Origin of the sequence: Marinobacterium sp. YM272 (assembly GCF_050908845.1) — a bacterium.
Taxonomy (GTDB): Bacteria; Pseudomonadota; Gammaproteobacteria; order Pseudomonadales; family Balneatricaceae; genus Marinobacterium_D.
Window position 1 is genome coordinate 520,071 of record NZ_CP194171.1, and the last position, 12,403, is coordinate 532,473.

At 61.1% G+C, this 12,403-nt stretch carries 13 protein-coding genes; 8 read left to right on the top strand and 5 right to left on the bottom strand.

Features of this window, described 5'->3' with window-relative positions:
• The first annotated feature begins 1 nt into the window (after position 1).
• On the top strand, positions 2-1,462 hold the full coding sequence (locus tag ACQUQP_RS02460; protein ID WP_432697230.1) for a glycosyltransferase family 39 protein: 1,461 nt from the start codon (positions 2-4) through the stop codon (positions 1,460-1,462).
• 16 nt (positions 1,463-1,478) lie between these two features.
• Here ACQUQP_RS02460 and ACQUQP_RS02465 read toward each other — a convergent pair whose 3' ends face one another.
• From ACQUQP_RS02465 to ACQUQP_RS02475, 3 genes are read right to left on the bottom strand one after another with little or no spacing between them, the layout of a single operon-like run.
• Positions 1,479-2,267: a ChbG/HpnK family deacetylase gene (locus ACQUQP_RS02465; RefSeq protein WP_432697231.1), complete on the bottom strand. Its 789-nt coding sequence runs from the start codon at positions 2,265-2,267 to the stop codon at positions 1,479-1,481.
• Positions 2,264-2,635, bottom strand: coding sequence for a GtrA family protein (locus ACQUQP_RS02470; RefSeq protein WP_432697232.1), 372 nt, complete (start codon positions 2,633-2,635; stop codon positions 2,264-2,266). The genes ACQUQP_RS02465 and ACQUQP_RS02470 overlap by 4 nt, the downstream gene beginning before the upstream one ends.
• The gene (locus ACQUQP_RS02475; protein ID WP_432697233.1) at positions 2,625-3,644 is read right to left on the bottom strand and encodes a glycosyltransferase family 2 protein; all 1,020 of its coding nucleotides are present in this window, start codon (positions 3,642-3,644) and stop codon (positions 2,625-2,627) included. The genes ACQUQP_RS02470 and ACQUQP_RS02475 overlap by 11 nt, the downstream gene beginning before the upstream one ends.
• Before the next feature lie 124 nt (positions 3,645-3,768).
• On the opposite strand from ACQUQP_RS02475, the gene waaA reads away from it, so the two are divergent.
• Positions 3,769-5,037, top strand: a complete 1,269-nt coding sequence (waaA, locus tag ACQUQP_RS02480; RefSeq protein ID WP_432697234.1) for a lipid IV(A) 3-deoxy-D-manno-octulosonic acid transferase — start codon at positions 3,769-3,771, stop codon at positions 5,035-5,037.
• A gap of 6 nt (positions 5,038-5,043) precedes the next feature.
• Here waaA and cyaY read toward each other — a convergent pair whose 3' ends face one another.
• The gene (cyaY, locus tag ACQUQP_RS02485; protein ID WP_432697235.1) at positions 5,044-5,370 is read right to left on the bottom strand and encodes an iron donor protein CyaY; all 327 of its coding nucleotides are present in this window, start codon (positions 5,368-5,370) and stop codon (positions 5,044-5,046) included.
• A 187-nt stretch (positions 5,371-5,557) separates the two neighbouring features.
• Here cyaY and lptM point away from each other — a divergent pair, with 187 nt between their 5' ends.
• Genes lptM through ACQUQP_RS02515 form a run of 6 tightly spaced genes read left to right on the top strand, consistent with a single transcriptional unit; the run spans position 5,558 to position 10,154 of the window.
• On the top strand, positions 5,558-5,674 hold the full coding sequence (gene lptM, locus ACQUQP_RS02490; protein WP_432697236.1) for an LPS translocon maturation chaperone LptM: 117 nt from the start codon (positions 5,558-5,560) through the stop codon (positions 5,672-5,674).
• Between the two features lie 11 nt (positions 5,675-5,685).
• Positions 5,686-6,942, top strand: a complete 1,257-nt coding sequence (lysA, locus tag ACQUQP_RS02495) for a diaminopimelate decarboxylase (protein WP_432698663.1) — start codon at positions 5,686-5,688, stop codon at positions 6,940-6,942.
• A 2-nt stretch (positions 6,943-6,944) separates the two neighbouring features.
• Complete coding sequence (gene dapF / locus ACQUQP_RS02500) at positions 6,945-7,775, top strand: diaminopimelate epimerase (protein ID WP_432697237.1); 831 nt, start codon at positions 6,945-6,947, stop codon at positions 7,773-7,775.
• The gene (locus ACQUQP_RS02505) at positions 7,772-8,479 is read left to right on the top strand and encodes a DUF484 family protein (protein WP_432697238.1); all 708 of its coding nucleotides are present in this window, start codon (positions 7,772-7,774) and stop codon (positions 8,477-8,479) included. The genes dapF and ACQUQP_RS02505 overlap by 4 nt, the downstream gene beginning before the upstream one ends.
• 1 nt (position 8,480) lies before the next feature.
• Positions 8,481-9,389, top strand: a complete 909-nt coding sequence (gene xerC, locus ACQUQP_RS02510) for a tyrosine recombinase XerC (RefSeq protein ID WP_432697239.1) — start codon at positions 8,481-8,483, stop codon at positions 9,387-9,389.
• Between the two features lie 30 nt (positions 9,390-9,419).
• Positions 9,420-10,154: an HAD family hydrolase gene (locus ACQUQP_RS02515; RefSeq protein ID WP_432697240.1), complete on the top strand. Its 735-nt coding sequence runs from the start codon at positions 9,420-9,422 to the stop codon at positions 10,152-10,154.
• A 372-nt stretch (positions 10,155-10,526) separates the two neighbouring features.
• Here the strand turns inward: ACQUQP_RS02515 and ACQUQP_RS02520 are convergent, their stop codons facing one another.
• The gene (locus tag ACQUQP_RS02520; protein WP_432697241.1) at positions 10,527-12,392 is read right to left on the bottom strand and encodes a methyl-accepting chemotaxis protein; all 1,866 of its coding nucleotides are present in this window, start codon (positions 12,390-12,392) and stop codon (positions 10,527-10,529) included.
• Between the last annotated feature and the right edge of the window lie 11 nt (positions 12,393-12,403).

A 12,403-nucleotide genomic window follows, 5' to 3' on the forward strand; every position in this document is an offset into this window, starting at 1 on the left:
CGTGCCGCAACAGGGAAGTCTTTCCAAGGGGTGGTGTTATCTGGTGTTGGCGCAGCTGCTGCTTTGGGGGTTGCTGCCGGGCCTTCTGGTCGAAAGCCTGCCGCTGGATGTGGTGGAAGGCGCCTACTGGGGGCGGGAGTGGCAGTGGGGCTACTATAAGCACCCGCCGTTTCCGGCCTGGGTGCTGCATCTGTTTCAGTCCTCCCTGGGGGATATCGGCCCCTTTCTGCTGAGCCAACTTTGCATTGGCCTGACCCTGTTTTGTGTCTGGCGCCTGGGGCGGCGGATGTTGACGCACGAGCAGTCGGCGTTCGGCGTTCTGGCGCTGTTCGGCGTCTACTACTTCACCTGGCCGACCATCGAGTTCAATCACAATATCGCCCAGATGCCGCTCTGGGCAGCGGCGGTCCTGCTGTTTCATCGTGGGATCAGTGACTGGCGTTACCGGGACTGGCTGCTGTTGGGCTTGGTGGCAGGCCTTGGGCTCCTGACCAAGTACTCGGTGGTTGTGCTGCTGGCGGCCATGTTCCTCTGGCTGCTGAGGCCCGAGTTGCGCCGCGCTTTCCTGCGCCCCCAGCCCTGGCTGGCGGCGCTGGTCATGGTGCTGGTGTTTCTGCCCCATCTGCTCTGGTTGGTGCAGCATGATTTCCTGCCGTTCACCTATTTCGAGGACCGTACCGCGGATGCGGCGGCGGACAGCTCGCGTATCTGGGGGCCGCTGAGGTTTCTTCTGGTTCAGCTGGTCGACCACCTGCCACTGTTTCTGCTGCTCATATTGGCCGGGTTCTGGCGTCCCGGGCGCTGGCAGAGGCCTGCGGCGGGTGCCGCATTTATCCTGTTCATGGGGTTGGCGCCGGCGCTGCTGACCACGCTGGGTGCGATCATTACCGGTGCTGGCACCCGGGATATGTGGGGCACGCCGATGTGGAACCTGTCGGGCCTGATGCTGGCGACGCTGATTCCCGCGGAGGTGCTGCGCCGGTATCAGCGACCGCTATTGAGCGCCTTTGGCGGCTTCCTGCTACTACTGACGCTATGTATGTTGCTGTTCGTGGGTTTTAAAGATCAGCTCCGTGATAAGCCTTCGCGCACCGGCTGGCCCGATAAGGCACTGGCACAGAGCCTTGCCAGTGAATGGAGCCGATACAGCGACTGCCCGCTGCAACTGGTGGCCGGGGATTACTGGCTGGCGGAGCTGGTTGCACTGGAACTGCCGGGCGCTTCCGCGGTACCCGAATCTGACCTGAGGCTGGCGCCCTGGGCGGACAGTCAGCGGGTGCACGCTCAGGGGATGATCGAGCTGGCGCAGGGTGATGAGGTGCGTTGGGGGGCAAGGCTGTCTGAGCTTGGTCAGTGGGATGTGCAAGGCCAGGTTAGCATCCCCTGGCCGCGGCTGCCCGAGCATAGACCGCTGACGGTCAGCTGGCGACTCTGGTTGCCGCAGGAACAGTGTGGAAACTGAGCTCTAGGCGGAGGCCTTAATCCAGGGCAGGTTTTGTTGAAAGTAAGCGTTTACTATCAATTAAACCCTCTGTGAAATAGTTACCGGCAAGCCAGTGGTACTCCCGTTGGCGGGCGCGCGAGAGAGCTGATCCAGCCTCTTTTCTGGCTGGATGGCACATGATCAGTACACCGTCCGGCTCGCTGGCAAGCCAGCGGCGCATCATCCCGCCAAAATCAGCCTCTGGGGTAAGTGAGTACATACCAGCAAAGGCGGTGTTACCCGGAATACCGGCCCGGCGGCGGGCTCTGTCAAACCCCAGGCCGATCAACCGCAGGATCAGTGCCTTGAACCCCGAATCATGGCCGGACAGCGCCGGCGTTGAAACGCGCACCCAGGGCATGCTCTGGCCGTAACGCTTCTGCAGCGTATCCAGGAAGATAGTGCGGATCACCGGGAACATCTGGATGTGCTGATGGCCGTCGACAAAATCGGGTGCAGAGCCGACGAGTGACTCGAAGTTATCCAGCTGCAGCTCCAGCTGTGTCCGCACCCGGTATCGATCCAGAGTGCCACTCAGACTGTGCAGCATCAGTTTGCCCAGTGAAATCGAATCTTCACCCTCGGTGAGATTGAAGTGCAGCCCCAAAGCCGCCTTGCTCCGCCGGGCGACCAGCTCCCGCGCAGCATCCACTGTCCAGTGCGGCATCGTCGTCATGCAACTGGTGGCGGATAGCCGGCCGTTGTCGATCAGCTCAAGGATGGCGGCGTTGATGTCACTGGACATGCCGAAGTCGTCGGCGCAGATCACGACTGACCGGCTCATGCGAAGGCCCAGAACTTGCCGAGCACGTAGGTCAGTAAGGCCACCGTACCGAGCACGATAAACATGGCGATGTCATAGCGCAGATGCGTCAGGCTCAGCAGCGCCCAGTACATCGCCTCGTTAAGCAGAAAGCTGCCGCAGGCGACCGTGGCAAAGCGCGGCAACGTCTGCCGGTGGCTGCGATGATGGGCACGAAAGGTCAGGTGGCGGTGGCCGAAGTAGCTGACGTTGAACGCGACCAGGAAAGCGATCACGTTGGCGATCAGTGGATGCAGGCTGGCCAGGGGCACCAGCAGGAATACCACCAGCCAGTGGATCAGCAGTGCCGAAACGCCGACGGCGATAAAACTCAGCGCCTCACGTGTCATGTTTATCGTCCTGAGTGTTCGCTGTACTCGCCGATCGGTTTTTCCGGAAGGAAACCTGGTTGCTGACCAGGTAGAGCGGCCGGGCTTTGACCTCGGAGAAGATGCGGGCAATGTATTCGCCAAGGATGCCGACGGAGAACAGCTGCATCCCGCCCAGGAATGCGATGCCGGCAGCGATGCTCGGCCAGCCGGGCACATCCGAGCCGAACATCAGTGTGCGGATGACGATGAAAAAGGCGTAGAGCAGCGACAGAATCGAGATGGAGGCGCCCATCAGCATCCAGATGCGCAGAGGCGCGCTGCTAAAGCTGGTAAAACCGGTCAGGGCTAGGGATGACAGGGCGCGCAGGTGAAAGTGCGAGGTGCCGGTCATGCGTTCGGCCGGCTGGAAGCTGACCGCCTTGCTGGAAAAACCGACCCAGGAGTAGAGGCCCTTCATCATCCTTGAGCGCTCGGGTAACTGACGCAGTGCCAGGACAACCCGACGGTCCAGCAGTCGAAAGTCACCCGCATCGGGGTGTATCTCTATGTCGGCGCTGCGGCTGAGCAGACTGTAGAACAGGTTGGATAGAAAACGCTTGGCGTGGGACTCGTCAGCACGATTCTCACGGACACCAAACACCATATCCCAGCCCTCATGCCAGTGCTGGAAAAACCGGTCGATCACATCGAGCGGGTGCTGGCCATCGGAGTCCATCAAAAGCACCACATCACCGTCGGCATGGTCGATACCCGCGCTGAGCGCGGCCTCCTTGCCGAAGTTGCGCGACAGCTGCAGCAGTGTCACCGGATATTCGTCCACCAGAGAGCAAACGTAGGGCGCCGTATCATCGCTACTGCCATCATCCACTACCAGCAGCTCCACACGATCAGAGAATTTTTTCAGGTACTCGCTCAGCTCGGGAATCAGGTGGCGCAGGTTGCCGGCCTCGTTATAGGCGGGCAGCACGCAGGTGACGCTGGGGCGGCCACTGCGGGGGGACAGGGTTGAAAGATCACTGTTTGGCATGGCGGGTCCATTCAGCCTGATACTTTTCAGGGCATTGTCGCTGATCGGTCAGGTTGGTGCCAGCGCCTGCGATCAGATGAGGCGTGTTACACTCCAGCGTTAAATCCTGCTGGTGTGCCGACTGATGCGTTTGCTCTATACCCTCGTCTTTTACCTGCTGACCCCGCTGCTGCTGGCGCGCCTCTGGTGGCGTGGTCGCAAGGCGCCTGGGTATCGCAAAAATAGCTGGCAGCGTCTCGGCCTTGGGGCGCGGCTCGAAGGCCCGGTTATATGGGTACACGCGGTCTCAGTGGGTGAAACCCTGGCGGTGGCACCGCTGGTGGAGCGGCTGCTGGCGCACTATCCCGGTTATCGCATCCTGATGACCAATATGACGCCAACCGGCGCGGACCAGGTACGTAAGCTGTTCGGTGACCGGGTGGTGCAGCGCTTCTGCCCCTGGGATCTGCCGCTGGCCTGGGGCGCTTTCCTTCGCCGCACCCGCCCCTCGCTCTGCATCGTGGTTGAAACCGAACTCTGGCCCAATATGGTTGCCTGCTGTAGCCGTAGCGGGGTACCGGTGGTACTGGCCAATGCGCGTCTGTCCGAGCGCTCGGCCCGGGGCTATCGCCGTTTCTCCGCGCTGACCGGCCCCATGTTGCAGCGCCTGAGCCTGATCGCTGCACAGCATGAAGCAGACGCGGAGCGCTTTCGTGAACTGGGCGCGCCGGCTGAGCGTGTCAGCGTGACCGGCAGCATCAAGTTCGATATAGCGCCGGACCTGTCGCTGCGTGCGGCGGGGGCGGAGCTGCGTCAGCAGCTCGGTGCACAGCGACCGGTAATCATCGCCGCCAGCACCCATGAAGGTGAAGACGAGTTGCTGTTGCGCTGCTGGCGCTCACTCAGGGAGCTGCGCCCGGATCTGGCATTGATGCTGGTGCCGCGTCATCCCGAGCGTTTTGCCAGTGTTACCGCGCTGGCGCGTCAGTTCAGCGAGCAGGTCTGTGCCCGTTCCGCCGGTAAGCAGCCAAACAGCGCGACCGATATTTACATTGGCGATACCATGGGCGAGCTGATGATGCTGTACGCCGCGGCGGATATCGCCTTTGTCGGCGGCAGCTTCAGTGGCACCGGCGGGCATAATCCGCTGGAGCCGGCGGCACTGGGCCTGCCGGTGGTGATGGGGCCGGATACCTTCAACTTTGCGGCGATCTGTGATGCGCTGGAAGGGGCCGGTGGGCTGAGTCGCACGGCGGATGATACGGCTTTGACGGCGCAGCTGGCAGACTGGCTGGATAAGCCGGCGCAGCGCAGCCTCGCAGGTAGCGCCGGAGAGGCGTTCGTCAAAGCCAATCAGGGCGCGCTGGACCGGCTCGAGGCGCTTATCGCCGAACGCCTCGAAACCCGCGGCTAACGCGGTTTAGATAGCGCTGAAGTCGAACTGCTCGCCAGCCTGGTCGGCGAACGCCTGCACCAGCAGGTCGTTGAGGCTGGCTCCGTCGGTATCGCGTTTCCACTGTCCTGCGTCCGCGTCGTAATCGAAGTGGAAACCGCCTCCGGGCAGGGCGAGCCAGAGCTGCTTCAGCGGCGGCTGACGGGTAAAGATGATCTGGCTGCCGTTTTCACATTTGACGGTCATCATGCCGCCGTTGGTCTCGTAGTCCAGATCGGATTCCGCTTCATCAAGGATCTCTTCGATCCGCTCCAGGGTCTCATCGACCCGTACCATAAATTCCGATTCGGTCATGGGGCTCTCCAGCAGGGCAGGTTTTCTGCGCAGTATAAGCCTTAGTCCGGGTCGAAACACCCGGAAAATCCCGCGTATTTTCCTGCTTGCGGGCTGGTCGCGAGGTACTCAATGGGGCCTCTCTCGGGGTATAATCCCGGGTTTGAATTTTACCGGCGCTGCCGGTTCTGCGTGAGGATACGTCGCCATGAAACGCTGCTGGCCGATACTGTTGCTGGGAACGCTGCTGCTGGTCGGCTGCGGTCAGAAAGGACCGCTGACACTACCGCCGCCGAGCGCTGACGCTGAGACCACGCAACAGTAATGAGAGAGATGATGGACAACTTTGAATACCAGAACGGCACTCTGAACTGTGAAGAGGTGCCGTTAAACCGCATCGCCAACGAAGTCGGCACCCCGACCTATGTTTATTCACGCGATGCACTTGAGCGCGCCTACCTGGCCTACGCCGAAGCCCTGGCAGGGCGTGATGCGCTGGTCTGCTATGCGGTCAAGGCCAACTCCAATATCGCGGTACTTAACATCCTGGCGCGTCTCGGTGCCGGGTTTGATATCGTCTCTCTCGGAGAGCTTGAGCGTGTGCTGCGCGCCGGCGGCGATCCCGCCAAGGTGGTGTTCTCCGGTGTCGCCAAAAAAGCGGATGAGATCAAGCGTGCGCTGGAAGTGGGTATTCACTGCTTCAATCTGGAATCCGACGCCGAGCTGGACCGAGTCAACGCCGTGGCCGCCGAAATGGGGCAGACAGCGCGCATCTCCTTCCGCGTCAATCCAGATGTGGATGCCAAGACGCATCCCTACATCTCCACAGGCCTGAAAGAGAACAAGTTCGGTATCGATATCGACTCGGCGCTGGCTGTGTATCGCCGTGCGGCTGCCATGGATAACGTGGAAGTGGTGGGTATCGACTGCCATATCGGCAGCCAGCTCACCGAGCTGAGCCCCTTCCTGGATGCGCTCGACCGCCTGCTGGTGCTGATCGATCAGCTGGCCGACGAGGGCATCAAGCTCAAGCATCTCGATCTGGGCGGCGGCCTGGGTGTCTGCTACACCGACGAAGTACCGCCGACGCCGGGCGAATATATCGAAGCGATCAGCGAGCGTCTCGGTGACCGTGAGCTTGGACTGGTGTTCGAGCCGGGCCGCTCCATCGCCGCCAACGCCGGTGTCATGCTGACCCGCGTTGAGTTCCTCAAGCAGACCGGCGAGAAGAACTTCGCCATCATCGATGGCGCCATGAACGATCTGATCCGTCCGTCACTGTACGGCGCCTACCAGGAGATTGTGCCGGTGGAGCTGCGCGAAGAGGGCGAAGCCAAGGCCTGGGACCTGGTGGGTCCTGTCTGTGAGACCGGTGATTTCCTTGGCAAGGATCGCGAGCTGAATCTGCAAGCCGGCGATCTGCTGGCGGTCTGCTCCGCCGGCGCCTACGGTTTTGTCATGGCATCCAACTACAACACCCGCGGTCGTCCGGCGGAAGTAGTGGTCGATGACAACCAGTTTGTCGTCGTGCGCGAACGTGAACGTGTTGCGGATCTGATGCACGGCGAGCACCTATTGCCGAAGGACGCCTGAAGATGCTGGTGCGATTCACCAAAATGCATGGCCTGGGCAATGACTTCATGGTCATTGACGCCATCTCCCAGCGTATCCGTCTCAATGCCGATCAGGTCCGTCAGCTGGCGGACCGCAATTTCGGGATCGGCTTTGACCAGCTGTTGCTGGTGGAGCCGCCGACCCGGCCGGAAATGGATTTCCGTTACCGCATCTACAACGCGGATGGTTCCGAGGTTGAGCACTGCGGCAACGGTGCGCGCTGCTTTGCCCGCTTCGTGCGTGACAAACGCCTGATCATGCGTGACCGCATCGCCGTGCAGACCGCACGCGGTGAAGCGATTCTGCAGATCCACGCGGACAAGCTGGTCGAGGTCGATATGGGCGCACCGGAGCTGATACCGGCGGAGATCCCGTTCGAGGCGGCGGAAAAAAGCGCCACCTACGCTGTCGATGTGAACGGTGACAGCGTCGAGCTGAGCACCGTTTCCATGGGTAATCCCCACGGCGTATTGCTGGTTGATTCCGTTGCTACCGCTCCGGTGGAAACCCTGGGGCCGGCACTGGAGGCGCATCCGCGTTTCCCGCGCAAAGCCAATATCGGTTTTATGGAAGTGGTGTCGCGCAACGAGATCCGCCTGCGTGTCTACGAGCGTGGCGCCGGTGAAACCCAGGCTTGTGGTACCGGTGCCTGTGCGGCGGTGGTGGCAGGGCGCCTGCGTGGCCTGTTGGACGAGCAGGTTCTGGTACACCTGCCCGGTGGCGATCTGAAGATCAGCTGGGCGGGCGAGGGTGAAGCGGTGAAAATGACCGGTCCTGCGACCACAGTTTTTGAAGGGCAGATCTACCTATGAGTGACACGGACCAGCTGGCCGGCGGCGAAGTCGCGGGACTCACGGCAGAACAGGTGGCGGAGTACCTGAAGCAGCATCCGGACTTTTTTACCGAGCATACCCATCTGCTGGAAAAGCTCTACGTGCCGCACCAGCGTGGTACTGCCGTATCCCTGGTGGAGCGCCAGACCTCGCTGCTACGCTCCCGTAACGAGCAGCTGCACGGCCGCCTGTCCGAGCTGATCGATGCGGCCCGTTTCAACGATGGCCAGTTCGAGAAGACCAAGCGCATGGTGCTGGGGCTGCTGGAAGCGGAGACGCTAGACGAAGTCGCCGTGGCGGTGGAAGAGAGTCTGTGCCGTGACTTCTACGGCGATGAAACCGTGCTGCTGCTGTTCAGCGAAGAGCCGCTGGACACCAACGACCTGCGGGTACTCTCCCGCGGCGAATGCAGCATCGTGCAGCCGCTGATCGACACCAACCTGCCCAGCTGTGGGCAGCTGTCCGAGGCGATGAACCGTTTCCTGTTCCAGGACGCGGCGGTGCGGGTACAGTCCTCGGCCGTGGTACCGCTGGTCAAGGGCGATACCCTCGGCCTGCTGGCGATCGGCAGCCATGACGCCAACTACTTCCAGAGCAGCCAGGGCACCCTGTTCCTGAGCTACGTCGGCGAGGTGCTCAGCCGCGTGGTCGCCCGTATCCTGCGCCAGCAAGGGCAGCTCTGAGATGCACGCCGGGGATGAGCGCCTGCTGTCGGCATTCCTGCGCTACCTTCAGGGGGAGCGACAGCTCTCCCCCCATACCCTGAAAAACTACCGGCGTGACCTGGAACGGCTCGATGAGCAGTTGCAGCTGCTTGGCCTGGCTGGCTGGCGTGAACTGGATGAGCGCCGCCTGCGCCGCGCCGTAGCGCAGTTGCACGGCAATGGACTCTCCGGCCGCTCGCTGGCACGACTGCTCTCCGCCGTGCGCAGCTTCTATCGATTTCTCAGCCGTGAAGGCGAGGTGACCCAGAACCCCGCGCTGGCCGTGCAGGCGCCCAAGGCGTCCCGTCGTCTGCCGCAGACGCTGGATGTGGATCAGTTGGACAGTCTGCTGGATCAGCATAGCGATGACCCGCTGGTGATCCGCGACCTGGCGATGATGGAGCTGCTTTACTCCTCGGGTCTGCGTGTCTCTGAACTGGCTTCGCTGGATCTGACCGATCCGGACCTGCGCGATGGCAGTGTCCGTGTCACCGGTAAAGGCAACAAGGTGCGGGAGGTGCCCATCGGCCGCAAGGCGGTCGAGGCACTGATGCGCTGGATCCGTGAACGTAACGCTATCGCCTTGCTCGACGAGAGCGCCCTGTTTGTCGGCAAGAAGGGGCGCCGTCTGGGCGTGCGCTCGATCGAGCAGCGTCTCAAGCTGCAGGGTGAACAGGCTGGAGTGAACGGGCGTGTCTACCCGCACCGGCTCAGGCACAGCTTTGCCAGCCATATGCTGGAATCCAGCGCCGATCTGCGTGCAGTACAGGAGTTGCTCGGCCATGCTGACATCGCCACCACGCAGATCTACACGCATCTGGATTTCCAGCATCTGATGGAGGTCTACGAGCAGTCGCATCCCCGGGCCAAACGCAAGAAAGAGCCGTAAATTGCCGCTTTAAACCAACAGGAGTCGACCATGCTGAAGTGCGTCACTTTCGATCTCGACGATACACTCTGGGAAGTGGATCCCGTCATCCGCCAGGCGAACCAGACCCTCTGGCAGTGGCTTGAAGATAATGCCGGGACCTTTACCCAGCTGCACAAGCCGGCAGACCTGGTGGAAGGCTCCAAGCTCCGTGCCGAACTGCTGGCGGAACAGCCGGAGATCGCCCACAGCATGTCACTGGTGCGCCTGCGCCTGCTGGAAAAGGGGTTGGAAAACTGCGGCTTTGATCCCCAGGAAGCCGAGACGCTGGCGGTGAAGGCGTTCGAGGTGTTCATGCGTGCCCGTCACGAGGTGGAGTTCTTCGAGCATGCGCTGGAGATGCTTAAAACCCTGCGCAGTGAGGGGCTGACCATCGGTGCGCTCAGTAACGGCAACGCCGATGTGGGGCTCACCGGTGCCAGCGAGCTGTTTGATTTCCAGTACAACGCCGACAAGGTGGGTACCGCCAAACCGCATCCGCTGATGTTTGAGCGCGCGCTGGAGCATACCGGTCTGCGACCGGAACAGGTGGTGCATATCGGCGATCACCCGATCAACGATGTACAGGCGGCACGGGATGTGGGCTGCTGGACCATCTGGGTGAACCTGCCGGGCCAGGAGTGGCCGGAAGAGGCGAAAGCGGACGAGAAGGTGACCTCACTGGATCAGATCCCCGCCGCGGTTAAACGGATCGCAGAGAAGGCAAAGCATCGTGCCACGCTTTGAGACTTTCGAATAAATAGCGTGAAAACGGGGCTCTATTTTCCCCCATCTCTCTGAGCGCACCAATCTCTCCCCTTCGGCGCAGCCGAGCATCGCAGGCTGAAAGAGAAACAAGGGAAGGGCTGTTTGAGCGAAGCCGACTTATTCTGAAAAAGTAAGCCCTTCCCGCTCTTTCAGATGAGAAGCGCATGGTAATCGGCGCAGCCGATCAAGTCGTAGGGGCGGTTTGGGGTTATTAGGGGCCTTGGCCGTCCAAGGCTCCTAATTCGCCAGCAGGCGAAACCTGCATTGGAAAAGCATCAATCTATATGGCCGCAACACTAACGTTGCTAACAGGCTTTTTCTTTTAAAGGGTGCCTGCCGCACCCTCTAACTTCAGTGCTTAAACCTCGACATCAGATCCTCAAGCCCATGCGCCTGCTGGGATACCGAGTGGCTCGCATCAGCATTCTGCTCGGTCTGCTGTACCGCCTGCTCGATGATCGAGCTGATCACCTCCACATTGCGGGTAACCTCCGCTGCCACCGACGCCTGCTCCTCGGTGGCGGAGGCGACCTGGGTTGTCATGTCGACAATGCTGCGGGCGCCTTCGGTGATGGTGTTAAGCGCATCGATGGTCTCGTTGGCGCTGGCGGCGCCCTGTTCGCTCTCCTCGACACTTTCCTGCATCAGCGTTTCCACGTCGCGGGTGCGTGTCTGCAGCTGGGTCACCAGCGTCGCGATCTGCTCGGCGGACTGTTGCGAGCGTGAGGCCAGGTTACGCACTTCATCCGCTACCACGGAGAAGCCGCGTCCCTGTTCGCCGGCACGGGCAGCTTCGATGGAGGCGTTCAGGGCCAGCAGGTTGGTCTGCTCGGCGATATCCTTGATCACATCGAGCATGGTGCCGATCTCGTCACTGTCGCTGCGCAGCTGCGAGACAACAGCGGCGGTGTTGCGGGCTTTTTGCGCTACCCTTTGCAGGCCTTCCATGTTCTGGCCGACACGCTGGCTGCTCTCCTGAGCCCCGGCCAGCGAGTGTTGTGCCGTATCGGCGGTACGTTCGGTATTGCCGGCGATCTCCTGCATGGCGCTTTCCATCTCCTGAATTGCGGCGGCTACCTGCATCACCTGGGACTGCTGAGTGGTGAGCCCGCTGGTGGTGTCTTTTGTGGTGGCTGACAGCTGTTCCGCCGCGGCGGCCAGCTGGGTGGAGGTGCCGGCGACGCGTTCGATCACGCTCTGGAAGGCATCCATCATCTGGTTGAAGTCCATGGCCATCTGGCCCACTTCATCCTTGCGGTCATGCGGGAAGCGCAGGGTTAGATCGCGATTCTCCTGCGCCAGCTGCATGGTTCTGGCCAGGGTCTTGATCGGCACCAGGATGCTGCGTGCGATCAGGAAGGTAGGTATCAGCGCAACCAGCGTGAACAGGATGGCGGCTATCACCATCACCAGATTGATGCTGGCGGTGCGCTTCTGCAGCGCTTCGGTGATCAGCCGGTCCATCTCAGCGAAGTTGCTGTTGGTGGCCTCAACCGCGGCAATAATTTCCCTGGTCAGCCCCTCGTTCGCAGAGAAACCCAGTTGCTCATAGACGCCGACAACCGCGAGGAAGTCGGTACGGTAGGCATTAAGCCTGGCTTCCAGGGTCTCCCGCTGCTGGGGTGTCAGGGTCATGGAGTCTTCCAGGTTGGCCCGCGTCTCTTCATACTGAGCGAGCCATTTGTCCCGGTATTTGAGATCCAGGCGCAGGAAGAAGTCCTTCTCGGCGCGGCGCAGCTGCAGCATATCGACCAGCTGCTGAGTGCTATAACGGTCGATCGCCTCTTCGAAGGCGTGGATGGATGCTCTCAGGGAACCACGCAGGCCATCAGTCGGCGACAGGCCGATGCGGGAATGCAGCTCAACCGACTGGCCGAACAGCTCCTTGTACCTTTCCATGTGGGATACCAGGGTGGCCAGAGAGCTGGCATCGATATCCAGGCTTTCCAGCTGGCTGAACAGCTGCTTGGCGGATTCGCCGCCTTCTGCAAAAGCCGCATTAAACTGCTCCACGGAGTTGAGATTTTTGTAGAGCACAAAATCCTTGGCGAAGCCGCGGATCTGCTGCTTTTTACCCTCCAGCCGGGTCAGAGTATTTTCCGTATGCATCAATTGATTCAGCTGATTGATCGAATAGTACTGAAAACCGACAAAGCCGAGGATGCCGACCAAGATAATCGCTCCCAGCATGGCGAGCTTGGATTTGATGGTGAGCATGTGGGAACTAC

What these genes read in the sequence shown, in the direction of transcription:
- dapF (WP_432697237.1), top strand. Translation starts at nt 6,945, where the DNA reads ATGCTGGTGCGATTCACCAAAATGCATGGCCTGGGCAATGACTTCATG.
- ACQUQP_RS02465 (WP_432697231.1), bottom strand. Translation starts at nt 2,267, where the DNA reads ATGAGCCGGTCAGTCGTGATCTGCGCCGACGACTTCGGCATGTCCAGT.
- ACQUQP_RS02470 (WP_432697232.1), bottom strand. Translation starts at nt 2,635, where the DNA reads ATGACACGTGAGGCGCTGAGTTTTATCGCCGTCGGCGTTTCGGCACTG.
- ACQUQP_RS02515 (WP_432697240.1), top strand. Translation starts at nt 9,420, where the DNA reads ATGCTGAAGTGCGTCACTTTCGATCTCGACGATACACTCTGGGAAGTG.
- lptM (WP_432697236.1), top strand. Translation starts at nt 5,558, where the DNA reads ATGAAACGCTGCTGGCCGATACTGTTGCTGGGAACGCTGCTGCTGGTC.
- ACQUQP_RS02520 (WP_432697241.1), bottom strand. Translation starts at nt 12,392, where the DNA reads ATGCTCACCATCAAATCCAAGCTCGCCATGCTGGGAGCGATTATCTTG.
- xerC (WP_432697239.1), top strand. Translation starts at nt 8,481, where the DNA reads ATGCACGCCGGGGATGAGCGCCTGCTGTCGGCATTCCTGCGCTACCTT.
- ACQUQP_RS02505 (WP_432697238.1), top strand. Translation starts at nt 7,772, where the DNA reads ATGAGTGACACGGACCAGCTGGCCGGCGGCGAAGTCGCGGGACTCACG.
- waaA (WP_432697234.1), top strand. Translation starts at nt 3,769, where the DNA reads ATGCGTTTGCTCTATACCCTCGTCTTTTACCTGCTGACCCCGCTGCTG.
- cyaY (WP_432697235.1), bottom strand. Translation starts at nt 5,370, where the DNA reads ATGACCGAATCGGAATTTATGGTACGGGTCGATGAGACCCTGGAGCGG.
- ACQUQP_RS02475 (WP_432697233.1), bottom strand. Translation starts at nt 3,644, where the DNA reads ATGCCAAACAGTGATCTTTCAACCCTGTCCCCCCGCAGTGGCCGCCCC.
- lysA (WP_432698663.1), top strand. Translation starts at nt 5,686, where the DNA reads ATGGACAACTTTGAATACCAGAACGGCACTCTGAACTGTGAAGAGGTG.